The sequence below is a fragment of the Mesorhizobium sp. L-2-11 genome (assembly GCF_016756595.1).
GTDB lineage: Bacteria > Pseudomonadota > Alphaproteobacteria > Rhizobiales > Rhizobiaceae > Mesorhizobium.
The window spans coordinates 171,401-192,237 of record NZ_AP023258.1; the positions used below are offsets into that span (position 1 = coordinate 171,401).

Below are 20,837 nucleotides of genomic sequence, written 5' to 3' on the forward strand. Positions count from 1 at the left end.
TCTGTGACTTGGCGCGCCTGGCTCAGCTCCAGGCATGGAGCGGCGGATTGACGTCGTTGAGGTAGTAGTTGCCCAAGATCGCGTATTTCCAGCGCACCGGATCGTGCAGCGTGTGGGTGCGGGCGTTGCGCCAATGCCGGTCGAGATTGTGCTCGGCCAGCGTCGAGCGTGTGCCGGCGAGCTCGAACAGCTTGTTCGTGGCATTGATGGCGATCTCGGTGGTGAGGATCTTGGATTCCGCCACAGCGATCTGCGCTTCAGCGACGGTCTTCTCGTCCGGGTCGGCGACGGCGCGATCGACCGCAAGCCCGGCCTTTTCCAGAACCGCCTCTGCCGCATTGGCGCGCAGACGAAGGTCGCCGATCGCCTGGATCGTATAAGGATCCTGCCAGGCATGATCGACGCCGCTGTCTATCCAGGCGCGCGACTTGGTGCGCACGAAATCGACCGTCTCATCGATCGCCGCCTTGGCGATGCCGAGATCGACCGCGGCCTGGATGATCTGGAAGATGGCTCCGTCGGCCGTCGGCCGATCGTAGCCCTTATAGCCGGGAACCAGATGCGTCTTCGGCACCTTCACATTGTCGAGCAAGACCGTGCCGGACAATGTCGTCTTCTGGCCGAAGCTCGACCAGTCGTCGATGACCGTCAGTCCGGGCGCGCCGCGATCGGCGATGGCATACCAGGCGCGGCCCTCGTCATCGAGCGCCACGATCGGGACCAGATGCGCGAGTAGCGCGCCGCTCGAATAGAATTTCTGGCCGTTGACGACGACATGGTCACCGGCGTCGACGAACTTGGTTTCGAAGTCGGCCGCCCGCTTGGAGCCGAATTCGGAGAACGCGTTGCCGAAGCGGGTGCCGGACAACACCTCGGCGAAGAGCAGCTTCTTCTGGGCTTCGTCGGAGACGGTGCGGATGGCGGCGACGACGCCGAGATGGTTCTGCGGAATCTGGCCCAGCGACGGATCGGCCGCCGAGATGATGGTGATCACTTTCGACAGCGTCACATAGGAGAGCTCCGGCCCGCGATAGGCTTTCGGCACGTTGATCGACCACAGGCCGCTCTGCGAAAACGCATCGAGCTCTTCCGTCGGCCAGAGGCGTTCACGGTCCCGCTTGGAGGCATCCTTGGCGAATTCGGCGGCCAGTTTTTCGGCGACGGCGAATGCCTCGGCATCGGTCTTGATGACATGCGCCTTGGCCGACGGGCGCTCGACCGGCGAGACGGCACTGCGGATATCCGACGGCTGCTTCGATTGGATGGTCATGCTGCTGTCTCCTTGGGAAAATGTTGCGGTGGAAGCGGCGCGCCGCCGAGGTAGTAGGTTTTGATGTCGGCGCGCTGGCGCAGGTCGGCAGCCGATCCTTCGAGGACGCTAACGCCGTTCTCGAGCACGGTGGCGCGGTCGGCGTATTTCAGCGCCACCGCAGAATTCTGCTCGGCGACAAGGATCGAAAGACCTTCGTCCCGATTGAGCCGCTTCAAAGCGCCAAAAATCTCGTCGACGATCAGCGGCGCCAGCCCCATCGAAGGCTCGTCCAGAACAAAGAGTTTCGGCCGCGACATCAGACCGCGGCCGATCGCGGTCATCTGCTGCTCGCCCCCGGAAGTAAGGCCGGACCGGGTTCGCCGCTTCTCGGCGAGCCTGGGGAATAGCGCATAGACACGATCGAGGTCGGCCTTGACGCCGGTGTGAGAGGACGAGCGTCCGAGCGCGCCGGTCAGAAGGTTCTCCTCGACCGTCAGCGAGCGGAAGCAGTGGCGGCCCTCGAGCACCTGGACAAGGCCGCTGCGGACGAGGTTCGAGGGGCTTGCCCTTGAAACGTCCTCGCCATCGAAGGTGATCCGACCGGCGGTAATAGTGCCGCGCTCGGCCGGGAGGAGATTGGATACGGCGCGCAGCAGTGTCGTCTTGCCGGCACCGTTGGAGCCGAGCAGCGCGACGATCTCGCCCTTGCCAACCAACAAGTCGACGCCGTGCAGGGCGGCGATGGCGCCGTTGTAGACAGCTTCCACGCCGCTAACTGACAGTATCGGGTATTCCGGGATGGACATCGATGACTCCGCTTGGGAAGCTGGATGGCGCGGCCGGCCAGATTGTCGGCCGCGTCATGGCAAACTCAGTTGCTGACCACTGCATCCGCGTCTTCGGCCGTGCGGATCTTGATGCCCTTTTCCTTGGCATAGGCCTCGGACGACTTCTCGATGATCGGGCGCAGCAGCTTCCAGTCGGGAGCGATCCAGTCGGAGACCACGTTCCACTTCTTGCCGTCCCATTGCTGGAAGGTCACGTACCCGTCACCCTCGTGATTGTCCCAGGAGACATTGATCGAGTGGAACAGATCCTTGGCGCCGAGCGCCTCGACGCGCGCCGGATCGAGCTTGAGATGCTCGAAGCCCCAGCGCACTTCGTCGCCGGTCAGCGTGCGGTTGCCGAACTTGGCCTGCGCGATGCGGACCGCCTCGACATTGAGGATGCCGTTGACGATGCCCAGATTGTGGTAGACCGAGCCGATGCGGCTCTTGTCCTCGAGGTTGCCCTTGCCGGCCCCGTAGACCGTTTTGACGATCTCCTGGACCACCGGATACTGCTCGCCAGACGCCTGGGTGGCGATGGCCGTATAGCCCTTAGCGGCATCGCCCGCGGGGATCACATCCTCTTCCGAATTCGACCAGACATTGCCGACGATGTGATCGGCCGGGAATCCGGTCTTCTGCGCGGTCTTCAGGGCGACCGGGTTCATCACGCCCCAGCCTCGTAGCACCACATAGTCGGGATGCTCGCGACGGATCGTCAGCCACTGCGCCTGCTGTTCGTTGCCGGGATGCGGAACCTCGATCTGCGAGAGTTCGAAGCCGTATTTCTGAGAAAGCAGTTCATAGATCGGGATCGTCTCCTTTCCGTAGGGCGAGCCGTGATAGAGCACGACGATTTTCTTGCCCTTGAGCTTCTCGAGACCGTCCTCCTTGGAAGCAAGGTAGTTCACGATTCCGGACGTCTCGCTGTAGGGATTGAGAAGCAGCGGGAAGACGTAGGGAAACACGCGCCCATCGGTGGTGTCGGTGCGGCCGTGATTGATGGTGATCAGCGGCACCTTGTCGTCGGTGATGCGATCGATCATGGCATAGGCGATGCCGACCGATAGCGGGTTCCAGGCGGCGATACCCGGGTTACTCTTCAGCCGCTCATACACCTCGACGCCCTTCTCGACCTCATATTGCGTCTCCCCTTCGCTCCAGGTCAGCTTGACGCCATTGACGCCGCCGTCGCGGATGTTGATCAGGTTGAGATAGTCGATGAAGCCGCCGAAGAAGCCGGTTCCGCCGGCGGCGTAAGGTCCGACGCGGTAGCTCTGCAGGGGAAAATACTGTTCGTCGGCGTGAACCGCCGTCGCGCCGAGGACGAAGGCCGTGGCGATCGCCGCCGTTCGTAGGTGACTGAAGAAGGTCATGAGTGCGTCTCCTGAGGTTGTGGTCCGTGAGGGGAGGAAGTCGAGCGGCGCTCAGCTGGACCTGGAACCGATCCGTCGTTTCACGCGGTCCAGGAGGGCCGACAGGCCGTTCGGTTCCGCGATGAGGAAGATGATGATGAGGGCGCCAAGCACGATGCGCTGGCTCATGTCGAGCACACCCGAATCGAACAGGCCGCCGAACACGAAGGCACCGAGCCGGGACAGAAAAAGCGGAAAGACGACGATGAACGCCGCGCCCAGAAACGCACCGCGCATCGAAGCCAGTCCGCCGACGATGATGATGAACAGGATCTGGAAAGAGCGGTCGAGGTTGAAGCCGGCCGGCTCTACGGTGCGCAGGTAGGTGAAGGCCCACAGCACACCGGCGACGCCGATAATGAAGGACGAGATGGCGAAGGCCAGCAGCTTGGTTCGCAGCACCGGCACGCCGATGACGCGCGCCGCCGTTTCATTATCGCGCACGGCAATGAAGTTGCGGCCGGTGGCGCTGTTGACCAGCCTCCAGACGAGGGCCGTGAGAACGGTGACCGTTGTCAGCGAAAGCAGGTAGCGGCCAGTTGCGCCATCGAGCGACAGCCCGGCGACGGCAAGGTGCGGCGCCGAGATCACGCCGGACGGGTTGTAGTTGGAGAACCAGCCGAATTTGGTCAGCGCCCACTGCACGAAAAACTGGGCGGCGAGCGTCGAAACGGCGAGGTAGAAGCCGCGGAGCCGCAGGCTGGGCAACCCGAAGATGACGCCGATGCTGGCGGCCGAAATCCCGGCCAGGATCATGGTCGCCGCCAGCGGCAGCCCCTCGACCCGCAGGTTGAAATTGTAGGCGGCGAAAGCCCCGACAGCCATGAAGGCGGAGGAACCCAGCGAAAGCTGGCCGCAATAGCCGGTCAAGAGGTTGAGGCCGACCGCCGCCAGGCTGAGCGCCAAGAACGGCAGCAGGATCGCCTCGACCAGATAGCTCGACGCGTAGGCGGGGATCAGGCCGTAGGCGACGACGATCAGCACGGTCGGCAGAGCTAGCTTCTGCCAGTCGATGGGAACTCTAGCGGCATCGAGCGCTTGCACGGCCATCGGTCAGACCCTTTCAACGGTTTTCTGGCCAAACAGGCCGGAGGGGCGCACCAGCAGCACGACCAGCGCCAGCGCATAGGCGAACCAGCTTTCGATGCCGCCGCCGACGAAGGGTCCGAGATAGACCTCGGCGAGCTTCTCGCTGGCGCCGATGATGAGGCCGCCGACAATGGCCCCGAGGATGGAATCGAAGCCGCCAAGCACCAGCACCGGCAGCGCCTTCAAAACGATCAGCGACAGAGAGAACTGGACACCGAGACGCGCGCCCCACAGCAGCCCCGCGACCAGCGCCACGAACCCCGCGGCCGTCCACACCGTTCCCCATATCCGGGGCAGCCGCAGACCGACGGCAAGCGCCGCGAACTGGTCGTCGGCGACGGCGCGAAACGCCAGCCCGATCCGGGTCCAGTAGAAGAATGCGCTCAAGCCCGCCACCATCGCCGCGGCAATGCCCGCGGCGAGAAGGTCGAACGACGAGATCAGGATGCCGCCGACCTCGAAGGGCGTGTCGTCTATGCCGAGATCGAGCCCGTGCACCTGCGTGCCCCACATCAACTGGGCAGCGCCCTCAATGATGTAGGACAGCCCAAGCGTAGCCATGAACAGCGTCATCGGCGAGCGATTGACCAGCGGCCTGAGCACAGTCCGCTCGATGGTGAAGCCCAGCGCGACCATGACCGCGAAGGTGATGAGCAGCGAAAGCGCGAAGGGGATGCCGCGTTCGACGAGGCTGACAAAGGTGAGCGCTGCGAACAGCACCATCGACCCTTGCGCGAAGTTCAGCACGCCCGACGTCTTGTAGATCAGCACGAAACCGATGGCGACAAGCGAATACATGACGCCAGAGAGCAGGCCGCCGACCAGCACTTCGATGACGAAGAGGAAATCATAGTAGCCCATCAGATGTCCTCGCCATTCTCGCCCTCGGCGGTGCCGATATAGGCCCGGATCACTGCCGGATCGGCCCTGACCTCGGCCGGCCTCCCGTCGGCGATCTTGCGGCCGTAGTCGAGCACCGCGACCCGGTCGGAGAGCCCCATGACCACGCCGATATCGTGCTCGATCAGGATGATGGTGACGCCGTGTCGGTCGCGCGCGGCGCGCACAAACCCGACCATCTCGGCTTTCTCGGTCGCCGTCATGCCGGCCATCGGCTCGTCGAGCAGCAGGATCTTCGGCTCGGCCACCAGCGCGCGGGCCAGTTCGACACGCTTCTGCAGGCCGTAGGGCAAGGTGGCGACCAGGCGGTCGGCGACGGCCTCGAGATGCAGGAAGGCGATTGTCTGATCGACCTTTTCGGCGATTCCCGCATCTTCACGCCGGGCGCGTGGCAGACTGGCAATGTGTTCGACGAAGCTGGCGCGCCTGGCGTAGACGCGGCCGGACGCGATGTTGTCGCGCACGGAGAGACCGCCGAACAGCGCCAGGTTCTGGAAGGTTCGTGCAACGCCCAGTCGCGCCAGACGGTTCGCTGGCACCCGGGAGAAGGACTGGCCGTCGATCGCGATCGTGCCGTGGTCGGCGTGATAGAGGCCGCTGATGATGTTGATCAGCGAAGATTTGCCAGCGCCGTTGGGGCCGATCACCGCGCGGATCTCACCGCTCTTAACCTCGAGGTCGACATCACGCAGCGCCGTGACGCCGCCGAAGGAAATGCCGATCCCACTCAGTGCGAGAACCGCATCCGGCCGTGACGAGAGGCATGCCGGACGCCTGTCGCCAACGGGGTTAGCCGCCGCGAGGATGCCGGAAATTTCGGGCGCGCGCTCGTATGCGGCGGCTCCCAGCGAAGCACCAAACATGAAACGTCCCTGATTTTTTGAAGTAGTCCGGGCGCGGTCCGAGGCCGCGCCTGTCTATTCCGCGGCGACAAGCTCTCTGTCGCGAGCCGCTTCCAGTTTGCGCACCAGTGGGATGACGCGCTTGCCGAAAAACTCGACCTCTTCCTGGAAATGCAGGAAGCCGAGCAGGATCAGGTCGGCGCCGGCGTCCTTGAGCTCGAGGATGCGTTCAGCGATCTGTTCCGGCGTGCCGATGAGGTTGCTGCGGAAGCCGTCATTGTATTGCACTAGATCCTCGAAGGAGGATTTCGCCCAGTTGCCTTCGCCTTCCGGCGAGGCCTTGCCGGCATTCTTGACCTGATCGGCAAAACCCTGGACTGCCTCGGGATTGGCCTTGGCGATGATCTCGTCGAGCACTGCGCGCGCCTCTGCCTCGGTCTCGCGAGCGATGGCGAAGGCATTGACGCCGATCTTGACCTTGTGGCCATTGGCTTTCGCCTTGGCGGAGATGTCGTCGACCTGCTTCCGGATCTCCTCCGGCGTGTTGCCGTTGGTGAAATACCAGTCGGACACACGCGAAGCCATGTCGCGCGCGGCGCGCGACGAGCCGCCCTGGAAAATCTCAGGCAATGGCTCGATCGGCTTCGGCTTCATTGAATAATTGGTGAAGCGGTAGAAATCGCCCTTCAGCGTGAGACTGTCCTCGGTCCAGATACCACGCAGCGCCCGGATAAACTCTTCCGACCGGCGATAGCGCTCGTCATGGTCGAGCCAGAGCTCGCCTATGGCCGCGAACTCGCCACGGAACCAGCCGCTGACTACATTGACGGCGACGCGGCCGTTGGTCAGGTGGTTGATGGTGGCGATCTGCTTGGCGGCCAACGCAGGATTCCACGGGCCGGGCAGGATCGCCGCGATGACCTTCAGCGTTGTGGTCGCGGCAAGCAAGGCATGGCTGAACGACACCGATTCGTGCTGGTTGTCGGCGCCGTAGCCGGCCGTAAAGCGTATCTGGCTCAGCGCATAGTCGAAGCCGTTGGCCTCGGCGATTTGGGCGAGCTTGCGGTTGTAGTCGATATCCCAGCCGGTCCGCTGCTCGATGTTGGAGATGACCAGTCCGCCCGAGACATTCGGAACCCAGTAGGCGAATTTGAGGCTGTCGGAATGCGAGGTCATGTTGTTGTCCCCTTTTTGATTGGCTCAGCCGACGCGCGCGGCGAAGGTGGTGCTTGCGTAGCTGGAATTAAGCAAAGAGACCGCTTCGGTCGCAGCCTTCGAAATGCGCTCGACAATCGCCGCGCCGAGGATTTCGGCATCAACAAAATCGTCTGGCGCGCCGTAGACGCCCGTCGGGACGGTGACAGCACCGAAAAAGCCGAACAATGGCCGCAGCTGATGTTCGAGCACCAGGCCATGGTAGGGGCTGCCGCCAGTCGCCGCGAGAAGCACGGTCTTGCCCGTCAACGCGCGATAGTCGACGAGGTCGAACAGGTGCTTGAGGGCGCCGGTATAGGAAGCCCTGTAGACAGGCGTTCCGACCACGAGCAAATCGGCCTTCTCGACACGCTGGATGATCGCTTCTCCAGATGCGCCAAGTGCGCCGCGGGATAGCCCGGCAAAAAGCGAGGGTGCTGCCTCCGTGATCTCGATCAGACTGGTATCTGCAGGCACGCGCAACGCGACCGCCTTGACCAGCGCATTGACCACCGCCGTGGTGCGGGACGGCGTGCTTACGCCGCCCGATATTCCGAGAACCGATAGCCGTGCCAAGTCATCAATCTCCCACACCTTGCCTGCGCGCTAGGCCAGCAGCAAATCAGGTCAAAAGATATTCTATAAAATCTATAGAGATAAGGAAATATGTTCCGATGTTTTCACCTCAATGGGAAAATCGGGCTGTTAGCTGCATGGCAAAGGGGTTGACGGTTTAGGAGCGGGATGCGGCGCCAAACGCACGCCGGCTCAGCGGCGGCGCACTCGTGCTTGGAAATTTAGCCGAGAAGGGGAGGGAATCCGCGAAGCACAGGTCCAATCAAGCGGCGAAAGCCGCGCCAGGGTATCCCATCGCCTGTCGCTACGAAGCAGCTGGACATCTCGATTTACCGTCCTTTTGGCCTGAACGAGTAGCGATGGCCGGGGTAGCTTGATGAGTGCGCGTTCGACGGGGCAATTTACCGCTGTGCGGGCCGATCAATTCGACCGGTGGCTAGCCGGGCGGCTTTCATGCGCGCGTTTGTGACGTTGACGTGTCCAGCGTGCCGGAACTTGCTGGCACGGAACCTGCGGTGGCGGCCGGGTCCAGAAAGGGTTAACGGTTGGTCAAGAACCTTTCGTTTACCTTCTGCCCGAAGCGGGGAATTTTAAGGGGTTTCTAATTGAATGAGTGGGGACTCGCGTCCGAAATCAGCAAATGGTGGGAGCAGGCTGCGGCAGCAAATCCGATCTGGCGGCTAAACTCAGTTCGTGTTGAAGAACACGTTCCCGGTAGTCGCCAACGAAGCGATCTGATCGTATTTGGAGACCAAGCAGCCCTCTGCGGAGAGATCAGACTTCCTGATCATGCGCGATCTTCGCCCCTCGACTTCGACAACCTAAAAGACGCTGTCTACAAAGCGCAGGCGCGAGGATGCCGATGGGCATTCACGTCCGACACGAAAACGTTGCTCTTGATTGACACGCAGCAAAGCGGTTCGTTGATCACCCGGATCGTCCACAAGGAGGACCTTCGCCCCGTCCTAGCGCGTAAAGACTTGGACGATCCGCTCTATCTTCGCCAACTCGGAACGCACTGGATAGGCGCGTTCAACACGCTTGCCCCGATCATCACAGGGGCGGTCAAACCGGCCGGGATGGCAGCCGACGAACTCTTCGTCGAAGCGCTTCGGGAGCTAATGGCAGCGCCCGTTTCCGCTATACGGGATGCCATGAATGAACGACGGCAGTCCGATCCAAAATTCTCTTCCCGTCTGATCGAATGGATGGTGGATGACCAAGGCTGGACCCATAATCCGGAGCGGTGGAATGAAGAAGTTACGCGGGCTGCGAAGCTAACAGCTTACGTGTTTGTAACGCGCCTCATGTTTTATGAGGCGCTGCGGAGAACAAAGACTGAGCTTGACCCCCTTGTGATGCCCCCTGCTCCAGTTTCCAGTTCAAGAATGGCAGTGAACACGCTAACCTTTCTGTTTGGAGAAGCGCGACGCATTTCAGGAGACTACGAGACGCTCTTCACATGGGATCAGGTCTCAGATTACGCGATGATCTCGGATACGTGTGTGCCTCACTGGCGACGGCTTATCGAGCACATCGAACATTTCGATGTCAGCGCGATCGATCACGATATTCTCGGTCGTTTGTTTGAGCGCTTGATCGAACCACATGAACGTAAGCGGTCAGCCGATAACGTCAGGCCTAAAGTTCCAAGGCATGAGCATTTCGATTTCGGATGCCGGCCAGCCTTGAGCGATGCGGGTCAAGGTCTGCGAGAGCCAGTCGAGCGGATCGACGCTGTTCATTTTGCAGGTTTGCAGCAAGGTGGCTACCGTCGCCCAGGTTCGTCCACCGCCGTGGCTGCCGGCGAATAGACTATTCTTTCGCGTGATCGTCTGGGGCCTGATTGCACGCTCGACGATATTGGAGTCGATTTCGATGCGACCGTCCATCAGAAAGCGTTCCAGCGCCTCCCGCCGGGTGAGCGCGTAGCGGATCGCCTCGGCGGTCTTGGATTTTCCGGAGACCTTGCCCAGTTCCGCTTCCCATAGATCGAAGAGGCTCGCGACAATGGCCACGGACTTTTCCTGACGTAGCGCGGCGCGGCTTCCGGCATCCTTGCCGCGGACCTCGTCCTCGACCTTCCACAATTCGGTCATGGCGATGATCGAATCCGTCGCGGCCTGCGAGACCCCGCTGATGTGCAGGTCGTAGAATTTGCGCCGCAGGTGAGCCCAGCACCCGGCGAGCCGGATTGTTTCATTGCTGCCGGCTTTGGCCCGTGCCTTGACCAGGTTGGTATAGGCCGAGTAGCCATCCACTTGCAGGATACCGCTGAATCCGGCGAGGTGGCGCGCCACGCAATCCGCACCTCTGCTGTCTTCAAAACGATAGGCAACCATTGGCGGACTGGTTCCGCCATAGGGTCGGTCATCCCGTGCGTAGGCCCACAACCAGGCTTTCGTGGTTTTCCCGGAACCAGGGGCAAGGGTGGGCAAGGTCGTCTCGTCGGCGAAGACCCTTTCGCCCTCCTTGATGCGCTCCAGTATGTAATCAGCAAGCATCTGCAGCTCGAAGCCCAGATGCCCCATCCACTGCGCCATCAACGACCGGCTGATCTCGACGCCGTCGCGCAGATAGATCGCCTCCTGCCGATAAAGCGGGAGGCCGTCGGCGTATTTGGAGACGGCGATATAGGCGAGCAGCCGCTCCGTCGGCAGCCCGCTTTCGATGATGTGCGCCGGCGCCAGAGCCTGGACCACGCCGTCACGGCCCCGGAAGGCGTATTTGGGACGGCGCGTGACGATGACCTGGAACTTCGGCGGCACGACGTCCAGCCGCTCGGATCGATCCTCGCCGATCAGAACCTTTTCAAGCCCCTCGCAGTCGGCCGGGATTTCCGGCTCGACGACCTCCTCGATGCGTTCGAGGTGGGCAGCAAAGCCCTTGCGCGGACGCGGGGCGCGCTTCGGCTTGTTCCCGACCGCGCGGTCGAGTTCGCTCCGGATTTCCGAAAGGCCGGTCTCGACCTCTTCGAAGGCAAAGGAGGCCTGCTCGTCGTCGATGGCCAGGCGTAGCCGCTCGGAACGCGTGCCATGTTGCGTGCGCTGTAAAACTTTCAGGATTGACGTGAGATTGGCGATCCGCTCGCTGGCGCTTTTCTCGACAGCTTTCAGCCGGGCGACCTCCGCCTCAGATGCTGCGATCCGAGCGTCGGCGACTGCGATCCGGGCCTCGCTTGCAGCCTGCTCGCGAGCCATGGAAAGGATCATCGCCTTCAGCGCATCAACGTCGTCGGGAAGGGCAAGACCCGGTAGAACCATGGCAAGCAACAGAGCACAAAAACAGCCGCTTTCCCAACCGTTCCAGCCGCATGATTCATCTTGCCGCAGGCCGGTTTCAGCCCGTCGATAACGGCCGCCTGACCCTGGCCGGACGAATCTTTTTCCAGTCCAGTCCGGCCAGAAGCGCCATCAACTGGGCGTGGTCGAGACGCATGCGCGCGGCCGATATCCCCGGCCAGCAGAAGCTGTGATCTTCCAGAGTCTTCGAATAAAGACAAACCCCGCTGCCGTCCCACCACACGATGCGAACCCGGTCCGCACGCTTCGAACGGAATACGTGAAGTGCCCCCGAGAATGGGTCCAGGCCGCCATCCCTGACCAGCGCCATCAAAGATGCCGCGCCCTTGCGGAAGTCGACCGGCTGGCACGACACGTAAACCACCACACCGGAAGCGATCATGCCTTACGAACCGCGCGGATGATCCTCGCCAGGCGATCGGGATCGACATCGCCGCCGGCGCGCACCACTGCGTCGCCAATGACGATTTCCACCGTGTCGCTGCCCACCGCTTCAAAGCGCGTGAACTTCGCCGGCTTGCTCGCTCCCTCCGTCAGTGGCGCAACCATGCCCGACGAAAGCGCCTTGCGGCGCCACGCATAGAGCTGCGAGGGGTCCAGCCCCTCGGAACGCGCAACCGCCGAGACATTGCCCCCTGGCGAGAACGCTTCGGCGACAAGCCGTGCCTTCTCTTCGTCCGACCGATGGCGCGGCTTGCGTCGGGACGGCACAGGCTCCGCCGTCAAAATCTCGAATGTTCGATGATGGCTCATACTGTCGCTCATAGGATTCTCCGCATGATTCATGCTGAAAATGAGCGATCAACCGCCTGCACGCTACGTGGGGACGCCTACGCGCTTACACATGAACGTTACGAATGGGGGCAGCACTACACGTCATCGGACGTGGTGGACCTCATGCTCAGCTTCGCGTTGCCGGATGGGAAAGGCCCCGTCCTAGACCCCGCGACGGGCGGCGGAACATTTCTTGTGCGAGCGTACGCGCGAAAAAAGCATCTAATCCCCGATCAGACGCACCAAGAGCGCCTGAAAGAATTGTTCGGCGTTGACGTATCCCATTTCGCGGCCACCATGGCGACGGTCAACCTCGCAATCCGCAAGCTCGAATTTGAGGACAATTACCCTCGTGTTAAGGCTCGCAGCTTCTTTCGAGTGCAGCCGGACGAAGAGTTTATGCGCTTGCCTTCCGGCACCGAAACCGAGGCGACTCAAACACCGATCATGCTGCCTCCTATGCGCGCTGTGGTGGGAAATCCTCCATACGTGCGCCTGCACAAGCTGGGTGAAGACCGGCAGCGCGAGGTAGAGAAAATTCTTGGTCGTGGCGCTCGGATCAGAGCGCCGAAGCGGATTTCCCGGCTCGCCAACTATCACCTCTATTTCTGGTTCCATGCGGCGCAATTTATTCAACCAAACGGATCGGTCGCTTTCTTGACTTCCGGCGAATGGTTGGACAGCGACTACGGCGCGGCGCTGCAATTGTGGCTGCTGGACAACTTCAAGATACATGCCTTCATTGAAAGTGGCGCAGAAGCGTGGTTCTCGGAAGCCCGTGTCGGAACGGTTGTGACTGTCGCCACCCATTGCGGCGACGAAGCTGAACGCAATGCCAATGACGTGCGGTTTGTAACGCTCCGGCGCAGCATCCGCGATCTCATCGGAAACAGTGAAAACGAAGCCGAGCATATTCAGGCCGTCGACCGGCTGCGCGATCGGATACTTCTGCTGTCTGGAGCCGATGAAAGCGACGATCTGGACTGGAGCGTGGTGCGCCAGCGCGACCTCATCCAACTAGGGAAGCAGTAGCGCGATGTCTACTCTCGACCTTGGCGAAACTGATCCCAGCCCCCGGATACCGATGGCGGCACATATCGCGGGGCTGCTTGGCGGTCCCGATTTCTACGGGCACCTAAGATTGCGGTCGCCTTGGCTGCTCGCGATGATTTCGTCAAGCTGGAGAGCCTTGCGACTGTGAAGCTTGGTCTCAAGAGCGGGGCTGACGACTTCTTCTTTGTGCAACGTGGAAGCGCGGCTGGACACGGCAATCTCGTTCCCTCACGCGGGGCGGTCGCGGTAACCGGCAAAGACAGTTGGCACGGTGTGATTTCGTCCCGTGACCTAATTCCGGCGATCCTGAACCCGCATCAACTCTTCGATGGAAAGCAGCGAACGCTCACGATTTCGAAGCAGACGAAACACCTGTATCTCGCACCGCGCGCTGGCGCATTGAAGGAGGACCTAAAAGACTACGTGCGGCTTGGAGAGATCGCCGGGCTTCCGAACCAAAAGCTAGTCGCCGCCAACGCGGAAGACGCATGGTATCGGCAAGTGCGTTCGCGGGTATATAGCCGCTGGGCGCTCCCATACAATTCCGCGTACGACTACGGCGCATGGGACAATGAGTTCGGTGCAATCCTGAACGGCCGGTTTGTCGGTGTGGATGCGATCGATGATGAGAATCAGCTACTGCTTGGGGCCGTTTTGAACACAACCATGACGGCGATGTGCCGCCTATTGGAGGGCGTCGCTACCGGCGTCGAAGGCGCATACGATGTTGGCCCTCCAGCCGCTCGGAAAATGCGGGTGCCTGACATTCGTCGGTTCGATCCTTCTCGCATTGCAGAGGTGACAGACACCTTCCAAGCTATGCGCGAGGCGAACATCATGCCGCCAGCACCTTCGACAGAGGGGAAGGTCAGTTTGCTGCGGAGGCATCTGGATGTAGCAGTCTTGTGTGCGTTGGGAATGTCCGCAGGACAGGCTACAGCGCTGCTTGACCGTCTATACGCGAGCTACGGCCGCTGGCGCGGGGGAGTCGAGAAGGTCGAAACGAAGATGCGATCAAACCGGCGCGCAATGAATGCGTTGGGGCAGAGCCGAACGGTAAACCCGATTGAAGCCACCGGCCGACGCGTCTGGGATGAAATTCGGCATGACGCGCCGAACTTCCCAAGCGATTTCGTCGCCAAGGATGAAGTGATCGAAGTGATCGGCGTGCCGACGGACGCCTACATCCCTGAGTCTGAACCCTTGATCGAAGCTGGCATCATCACGACCAAGAAGAAGCGGCTCGATCTCAAACACTGCGGGCGAGTTGCCTACGCTCGGATGCTTAGAATTATCGGCTTCGCCGGCTTGTTTGAGATTCCGGTCTCACACGTGCGCTGTATGGCAATCGTGGCTCTCTTCGAAGAACACCATGCCAAGTTGCGCGAGGCAGCACGCCAGCGTGCCGAGAAATACGTTTCGTCCAAGGAGTCAGTAGACGCGGTTGTCAACGTAACTATTCGCCATTGGCTCAAGACATGTCGCGACGCTGCACTGGCAAGGCCAACGGACGAAGTTAGGGTGGAAGCCAAAACGCATTGATTCACATTTGATGCTATTCCTCCGGTCCTCGCGCGGAGGGTTTCGGTCAGTGTCTGACCGGGGCGCACTGCACGCTACCTTCCCGATGACCATGTTCGAGTCCGCTATCAGGGCTCGACCATGGCGTCTTGCGGTAATTTGTCAATCATCCCGTGCGCGGGGCACCGGTGCGGCAGCCTCCGGCGACGCACAATTCCCCCGCGCTCAAATAGGGGTCGGCACAAGAACTGTTCCCAGCGACACGCAAGGTCGAACGGAGCATGAATGTCATGCGGCGTTGCGTAACCGAGCCGGAAGTCTGAGCGACCGGAAGCCTTCAGGCATCTGATGTTCTGCATCCCAGGTGTAGATGCCGGTCAGATTGATGTGTTCCCAGCTCAGCGGCGAGACGTGCTTGAGCAGATGATCCGGAATTTCGCGGTGCATTTGCGCAAGTGGGTGACGGCCCGTTCGATATAGACCGTATTCCAATGCACGATCGCGCTAACGACGAGGTTGAGGCCGGAGGCGCGGAACGCCTGGCTTTCGAATGATCGGTCGCGGATTTCGCCGCGCTCGTGGAAGAAGACGGCGCGCTTCAGTTTATGCGCAGCTTCGCCCTTGTTGAGGCCGGCTTGGCAGCGCCGACGCAATATCGGACTTGAGTACCATTCGATCATGAACAGCGATCGCTCGATCCGACCGAGTTCCCGTAGCGCCCTTGCGAGCTGGCCTTCCTTCCTTCCTTCGAAGATGACGACAGCTTCTTCAGGATCGTAGACGGCACGACGGATCGCGTCGTGATCGACGCCGCCAGGCCAAGGTGATCGATCTTGGTTGCTCTTTATGGGATCCGCGGAGCGCTTCTCAAGGACGGACGGTCGAGGGGCCATCCACAGCGACTGTCGAGGCTCGTTTCCAGGAGCCGTTCCAGCGAAGTCTCAGTAACGTAGCCGACGCAGCCGGTCGAAATGATGAGTCAGCGCTTTTTCGATCGCCGCCGTGTCTTCCTGGCGTCGGGTCTCTTTTCTCGAGATCGGTCGCAACACCTGCGTCGAATATGCTCACATCGAGCGCATAGGATATCGCGCGCCAGCGCATCTGCAGGCTGGACGGCGAGATAGCTCTGTCCGAAACTTGTATATATGTTTCGGCATGCGACCTTGCCCATCGTCCGAAAAACGCCTACAATTTTCGGACATGAACAGCGACTCGCCTGATCTGAAAACAACCATGCTTGAGCGCATTCTTGCAGATGCGCCGCGCAAGGTCTGGACAGCAAGCGATTTCATTGATCTCGCCTCGCGGGACGCTGTCGACAAGGCTTTGCAGCGGCTGACGAAGGTCGGGACCCTCAGGCGGATTGATCGCGGGCTCTACGATCAGCCCGGCTTCAATAAGCTCACCCAGAAACCCAATCCGCCGGATCCGCGCTCGGTCATCGACGCAGTCGGACGTCGTGACCAAACCCGGATGCTTGTCGACGGCATGACCGCCGCGAACGACCTCGGCCTGACCGACGCCGTTCCGGCTAAAATCGTCGTTCACACTGACGCACGCCGCCGTGCGATCAAGCTGGGTAACGTGACAATCACCTTCCGTCCGACTGCAGCAAGCAAGCTGTTCTGGGCCGGGCGCCCGGCGATGCGCGTCGTCCAAGCGCTTCATTGGCTCCGCGATCTCCTGGTCCGTGAGGGAGAGAGTGATCACGTCATGCGCAAGCTGACCAAGCTTTTCGAAGATCCGACTGCGGGGCCGCCTCTCAAGGCCGATCTTACTGCTGGTATGACAGCGCTTCCGACATGGATGTGGGTGTTCCTCAAGCCGCTTGTTGAAAGCGATGCCGGCGTTCATCGTCGGCACATCGACGATGATCGTGCTGCTGATGATGATCGTCATCAGCAAAGAACGACGGACGATGACGATGATCAGCATCATGCTGCTGTCGTCCGCTCCAAGCGGACGCCGCTCTCTTCGCAGAAGACGCAAACCGCCAAGCGCAGTGCAACCCGGGCGACGAAGACATGAATCCGGCTTTCGACGAGGTTCTCGCGGCGGGATCGGACGCGATGCTGAGCGCCTTCGATACGACGGCGCTACGCCTCGGCACGACATCCCAAAATATCGAGAAGGACTTCTGGGTCAGTTGGACGCTGGATGCCTTGTTCAATGGCTTGAAAAAGGGCGGACCCCGCCTCCTCTTCAAGGGTGGAACCTCTCTGTCCAAGGGGTTTGGTCTGATCAACCGCTTTTCCGAAGACATCGGTGCGCCGTGACGGCGCGGGAGGGTAGTATGACATAGTTAGAACCCCTCCTAGCTTTGCTGATTTTCGACCGACGGCTGCAATGCCGTCCCTTTCGTGGGAACAACGAAAGGAAGGGGACCGAAAAGCTGGACCGGGTGTCGCCGGTTCGGTGCCATAAGCAGATCGGTCTGAACTGTACCGGACGGAAGCCATCACTACCGGGCCGGGCTACCGCAGTGCTCATGGTGAGACAACGAAGTGCGTGACTGAAGCCTCTGAATATCCGAGAAGTTTCCCAACCGTGATGGCGGGGGAGACAAACAGAGCGATCAGACATGGCAGGGCTCAATGTTCCCTGCTGAGGGGTGCGAGAAATACGCACTCGGGGTGGGCGAGTTCCTTCAACCCACTCTCCGTATCGCCAGGGGTATAGCGCACCACCTACAGGCACGAAGGTTGAAAATCGGAACACGGGAACCTGAACCGTCTGCCCGGCAGGAACCGGGCTAGCCGCGACGACCGGAGACGGGCGTGTTCAGGGGCGGAGCCTCCGTAGTAGTCCGAGTCCAGGAAAGCTGGGCACATGGCGAAGGGAGGCAGGAAGACGATCGGTTGGCATGACGGAGGAGTGATCTGTGGACATGGATCATCAGGCTGATGAAGCTTGGGTACTCGGCGTTCAGCGCAAACTGTATCAGTGGAGTAAGGCGAATCCCGACGAACAGTGGCGGGACATGTGGGGCTGGCTGACAGACTCGCGCATGCTTCGTCACGCTTGGCGTCGCGTGTCCACCAATAAGGGCGGGCGCACGGCCGGGGTCGACGGGATGACCGTAGGACGCATCCGGAAGAGAGGAGAGCTACGCTTTCTCGACAGGCTTCAGGCTGAACTGCGCTCTTGCGCGTACAGACCGAGCCCGGCGAGGCGCAAGCTCATCCCCAAAGCCGGTAAACCGGGGCAGTTCCGGCCCCTGGGCATTCCCACGGTCAAGGACCGCGTCGTACAAAGCGCGGTCAAAACACTTCTGGAGCCAATCTTCGAGGCGCAGTTCTGGCATGTTTCCTATGGGTTCAGGCCCGGACGGAGCACGCACGGCGCCTTGGAGCATATCCGACGGGCTGCTCAGTCGCATAAACGCGGCGGGGATACCCGGAGGCACGGGATGCCATATCCGTGGGTCATCGAGGGAGACATCAAGGGCTGCTTGGATCCATTGTCATAATGCCCCCTGGTTCATGAAGTGTGTTCGAAGAGGGTGGGATCGTGATCTATGGTCTTGATCCATAAACCTTTTCTCTGTCCGCGGACGATATGGACGGCGTCCAGTTCGCCGCGTTTTATTCGCTGCAACAAACTTTGGCGGGAAAGCCCGAGGGTGTCCATGGCATCGCGGATCGGTTCAAAGCCGTGGCCGGGTGTGGTGAGGAAGCGGGCCTTGAGCTCCGGGGTTAGGCGAATGCGCCAGGGCGCGCCGGGCGTGATTTGTTCGCCCTGGATCAGGCCGTCGTTGATGTGGCGGTGGAGCGTCGACGGCGCCACGCCGAGGCTGGCGGCGGCCTGACGGACGGTGACGATGTCGCCGTTGGCGGCCGGCGGCTTGGCCTTGCAGACAGGAATCTTCCAGTGGTTGCGCAGATAGCCGACGCGATTGGCATCGAAGCGGTGGCCGTACGCCGTTCGGCGACCCTGGCGGTTGAGGACGCCGGCGATGACGGCGTCGGGGTAATGCGGTGCCAGCCGCCGCAGCAGCGCCAGCGTATCTTCGTCGGTACGAACCGTCGCCGGTCGCGAGCGCGGTAAGGCGACGGTGAGGCGGCTCGTAGCATCGCCCTTCCAGCGCAGCACCAGACGCGCCGCTGCCTCGCCGCGATCAATATGGAGGGTGACCTCCTCGAGGAGAGTGCGCAGCAATTCCTTGCGGTCACGCGGCGTGGTGGTGGGCGCGTGCCAAACGCTCGCCAGATCGGCCCCGAGGGCAAGCAGCTTTTCCCGCTCCGTGGCCGACAGGACGCGCGGACGCTGCTCCTCGCGCCGCGCCAGTTCCGCCTTTGCCGCCTCCAGTGCGCGCAGCGCCTCCTCCCACTCCTGCTCGAGCCTGCGGGCGACCAGGCGATTGTCGGGATCGACGGCGCAATAGCGGCGCTCGGCGCGGTTGACGACGAAGACGGCGCGCTCCACGTCGAGCCGCCATTGCTTGAGGGCCGCCTCGCGATCGTTCTCCAGCCGCTCGGCCGCTTCGAGCGTGGCGGTCAGGCACACCGGCTCCAGCGCTTCCAGGAAGGCCGCCACCACGGCTTCATCGATCTGCCCGCCGCCAACATTGAGGCAATGGACGCCTCTGCCCTCGACGACCACCTTGCCGGGACAATGGTAGCCCGGCGTCACGGTGCGGCCGCGATAATGGGTGTGCAGCCGTCGCCCGCAATGGCCGCAACGGGCAATGCCCTGCAGCAGGGCGCCGCCCTCTCTGGCGGCGCCACCGGCCTGTTCCTGCGCCTTGGCGTGCGTCCGGGGCTGGGTGTTGGCCGCCATGCGCTCTCGATTGGCCTCGAAGGTCGGCCAGTCGAGATAGCCCTGGTGGTGGTCCTTGATCAGCACTTGCCAGTCTTCCATCGGCAGCTTGCGCATCCGCTTGCGCCGCGCGCCGGTTTCGTCGAGCACCGTCTCTCGGCGATTCTTGCCATAGACATAGGCGCCCGCATAGACCGGATTGGCAAGCACGCTGTGAATGGCGTGGTAGCTGGCCTCGCCCCAGCGCAGCTCTGTGCGTGCATTAAGCCACAGCGGGAACTTCATTCCTTGCTCGCGGAACCACAGCCACACGCGGCGCGCCGAGCCGAGCTCGGCAAAGCGGGCAAAGACGGTGCGGATGGCATGGGCGACGGCCTCGTCGGGATGGATCAGGATCTCGCCGTCTTCGTCCCCCCAGATGAAGCCGATCGGTAGGCCGCGGCGCAATTCGCCGCGCGCTGCCTTGTTGCGGATGCCGCCATCGAGGCGGGCGCGCAGGACGTGCAATTCGGCCTCGCTCATGGCGCCTTTCAAACCGAGCAAAAGTCTATCGTTGAACAGGGCCGGGTGGTAGATTCCGTCGGCATCGCCAATCAGCGTATCGGTCAGCCCCGCCAACTCGATCAGCCGGTGCCAGTCGGCATTGTTGCGCGCCAGTCGCGAAACCTCCAGGCCAAGCACGATGCCGACCCGGGCCAGCGCCACCTCGCTGGTCAGCCGGGCAAAGCCGGCGCGCATGACGCTGCCTGCGCCGGACAGGCCGAGGTCCTCGTCGATGACCAGGACACGCTCGTCCGGCCAACCCAGCTCGCGCGCCCGCTCGGCCAGCCCGTATTGTCGCTCGGTCGATTCACGGTTGTTCTCCACCTGCGAGGCGCTCGACTGGCGCAGGTAGACGACAGCCAACCGGGCCTGGTGACCGGCGGCGATTTTGCTGTGTTCAGTCATGACCGGCCTCCCTCACTGTCAGCATGCGCGCGATCACGAGGGCGAGCCGGCGCAACGCCTCCGCCCGCGCCTCGGCGTCCAGCGTCTCCCAGGCGGGTGGGTCGGGAGGCCGCTTGCGGTCTTCCTCGGCGAATCTCAGCTTCAGTTGCATGTCGCTCCTCCTTGTCATCGGGCGGCGACTCGCCGCGCCGCTCAAGAAGAGCGTCGGTCAGAAGGCGCAGATGCAGAAGGTCTGAAATCCGCCCAATGCTGGAGTGATTTGCTGGCGAGGCTGTGGAACCACCATCCATGCCCCCGAGATCCGTCCACGCCACGGGAATGTAGGTCCGGCTGCCGTCCGGCAATTCTACAAGCAGCGTTGGCTCGCCGCGGCGTTTGAGTCGGCT

The 20,837-nt window shown here is 61.8% G+C and carries 17 protein-coding genes and 2 pseudogenes; 5 read left to right on the forward strand and 14 right to left on the reverse strand.

Features of this window, described 5'->3' with window-relative positions:
* Window positions 1-22: 22 nt before the first annotated feature.
* The 11 genes from JG739_RS32335 to JG739_RS32385 all read right to left on the reverse strand — a co-directional run bounded on the left by JG739_RS32335 (window position 23) and on the right by JG739_RS32385 (window position 12,162).
* Window positions 23-1,270 (reverse strand): SfnB family sulfur acquisition oxidoreductase, encoded by a 1,248-nt coding sequence (locus JG739_RS32335; protein WP_202367840.1) that lies wholly within the window; start codon window positions 1,268-1,270, stop codon window positions 23-25.
* Window positions 1,267-2,058, reverse strand: a complete 792-nt coding sequence (locus JG739_RS32340) for an ABC transporter ATP-binding protein (RefSeq protein ID WP_202367841.1) — start codon at window positions 2,056-2,058, stop codon at window positions 1,267-1,269. Before JG739_RS32340 ends, JG739_RS32335 begins: the two co-directional genes overlap by 4 nt.
* 65 nt (window positions 2,059-2,123) lie before the next feature.
* Complete coding sequence (locus JG739_RS32345) at window positions 2,124-3,455, reverse strand: ABC transporter substrate-binding protein (protein ID WP_202367842.1); 1,332 nt, start codon at window positions 3,453-3,455, stop codon at window positions 2,124-2,126.
* 51 nt (window positions 3,456-3,506) lie between these two features.
* Window positions 3,507-4,544 carry a branched-chain amino acid ABC transporter permease gene (locus tag JG739_RS32350; protein ID WP_202367843.1) on the reverse strand — a complete coding sequence of 346 codons (1,038 nt, stop codon included), beginning with the start codon at window positions 4,542-4,544 and terminating at the stop codon, window positions 3,507-3,509.
* A 3-nt stretch (window positions 4,545-4,547) separates the two neighbouring features.
* Complete coding sequence (locus JG739_RS32355) at window positions 4,548-5,444, reverse strand: branched-chain amino acid ABC transporter permease (RefSeq protein WP_202367844.1); 897 nt, start codon at window positions 5,442-5,444, stop codon at window positions 4,548-4,550.
* On the reverse strand, window positions 5,444-6,346 hold the full coding sequence (locus JG739_RS32360) for an ABC transporter ATP-binding protein (RefSeq protein ID WP_202367845.1): 903 nt from the start codon (window positions 6,344-6,346) through the stop codon (window positions 5,444-5,446). Before JG739_RS32360 ends, JG739_RS32355 begins: the two co-directional genes overlap by 1 nt.
* Before the next feature lie 54 nt (window positions 6,347-6,400).
* A complete protein-coding gene (gene sfnG / locus JG739_RS32365; RefSeq protein ID WP_202367846.1) occupies window positions 6,401-7,501 on the reverse strand; it encodes a dimethylsulfone monooxygenase SfnG in 1,101 nt (366 codons plus the stop codon).
* Window positions 7,502-7,525: 24 nt separating this feature from the next.
* The gene (gene msuE, locus JG739_RS32370) at window positions 7,526-8,095 is read right to left on the reverse strand and encodes an FMN reductase (protein WP_202367847.1); all 570 of its coding nucleotides are present in this window, start codon (window positions 8,093-8,095) and stop codon (window positions 7,526-7,528) included.
* A 1,622-nt stretch (window positions 8,096-9,717) separates the two neighbouring features.
* A complete protein-coding gene (gene tnpC / locus JG739_RS32375) occupies window positions 9,718-11,358 on the reverse strand; it encodes an IS66 family transposase (RefSeq protein WP_183445373.1) in 1,641 nt (546 codons plus the stop codon).
* A 76-nt stretch (window positions 11,359-11,434) separates the two neighbouring features.
* Window positions 11,435-11,779, reverse strand: a complete 345-nt coding sequence (gene tnpB, locus JG739_RS32380; RefSeq protein ID WP_183445374.1) for an IS66 family insertion sequence element accessory protein TnpB — start codon at window positions 11,777-11,779, stop codon at window positions 11,435-11,437.
* On the reverse strand, window positions 11,776-12,162 hold the full coding sequence (locus JG739_RS32385; RefSeq protein ID WP_183445375.1) for a transposase: 387 nt from the start codon (window positions 12,160-12,162) through the stop codon (window positions 11,776-11,778). The genes tnpB and JG739_RS32385 overlap by 4 nt, the downstream gene beginning before the upstream one ends.
* A 12-nt stretch (window positions 12,163-12,174) precedes the next feature.
* Here JG739_RS32385 and JG739_RS32390 point away from each other — a divergent pair, with 12 nt between their 5' ends.
* Both JG739_RS32390 and JG739_RS32395 read left to right on the forward strand, forming a co-directional pair.
* Window positions 12,175-13,203: an N-6 DNA methylase gene (locus tag JG739_RS32390; protein ID WP_202367848.1), complete on the forward strand. Its 1,029-nt coding sequence runs from the start codon at window positions 12,175-12,177 to the stop codon at window positions 13,201-13,203.
* Between the two features lie 120 nt (window positions 13,204-13,323).
* Window positions 13,324-14,766, forward strand: coding sequence for a hypothetical protein (locus tag JG739_RS32395; RefSeq protein ID WP_202367849.1), 1,443 nt, complete (start codon window positions 13,324-13,326; stop codon window positions 14,764-14,766).
* 267 nt (window positions 14,767-15,033) lie between these two features.
* Here the strand turns inward: JG739_RS32395 and JG739_RS32400 are convergent.
* Window positions 15,034-15,574: pseudogene (locus JG739_RS32400) on the reverse strand (Tn3 family transposase); the annotation flags it as partial.
* Between the two features lie 404 nt (window positions 15,575-15,978).
* On the opposite strand from JG739_RS32400, the gene JG739_RS32405 reads away from it, so the two are divergent.
* The 3 genes and pseudogenes from JG739_RS32405 to JG739_RS32415 all read left to right on the forward strand — a co-directional run bounded on the left by JG739_RS32405 (window position 15,979) and on the right by JG739_RS32415 (window position 18,214).
* Window positions 15,979-16,773: a DUF6088 family protein gene (locus JG739_RS32405; RefSeq protein ID WP_244750015.1), complete on the forward strand. Its 795-nt coding sequence runs from the start codon at window positions 15,979-15,981 to the stop codon at window positions 16,771-16,773.
* Window positions 16,770-17,009: pseudogene (locus JG739_RS32410) on the forward strand (nucleotidyl transferase AbiEii/AbiGii toxin family protein); the annotation flags it as partial. The gene JG739_RS32405 and the pseudogene JG739_RS32410, both read left to right, overlap by 4 nt.
* 623 nt (window positions 17,010-17,632) lie before the next feature.
* On the forward strand, window positions 17,633-18,214 hold the full coding sequence (locus tag JG739_RS32415; protein WP_244749999.1) for a reverse transcriptase domain-containing protein: 582 nt from the start codon (window positions 17,633-17,635) through the stop codon (window positions 18,212-18,214).
* 11 nt (window positions 18,215-18,225) lie between these two features.
* Here the strand turns inward: JG739_RS32415 and JG739_RS32420 are convergent, their stop codons facing one another.
* A complete protein-coding gene (locus JG739_RS32420) occupies window positions 18,226-20,451 on the reverse strand; it encodes a recombinase family protein (RefSeq protein WP_202364473.1) in 2,226 nt (741 codons plus the stop codon).
* The gene (locus JG739_RS32425; protein ID WP_202364472.1) at window positions 20,444-20,602 is read right to left on the reverse strand and encodes a hypothetical protein; all 159 of its coding nucleotides are present in this window, start codon (window positions 20,600-20,602) and stop codon (window positions 20,444-20,446) included. Before JG739_RS32425 ends, JG739_RS32420 begins: the two co-directional genes overlap by 8 nt.
* Window positions 20,603-20,837: the final 235 nt, after the last annotated feature.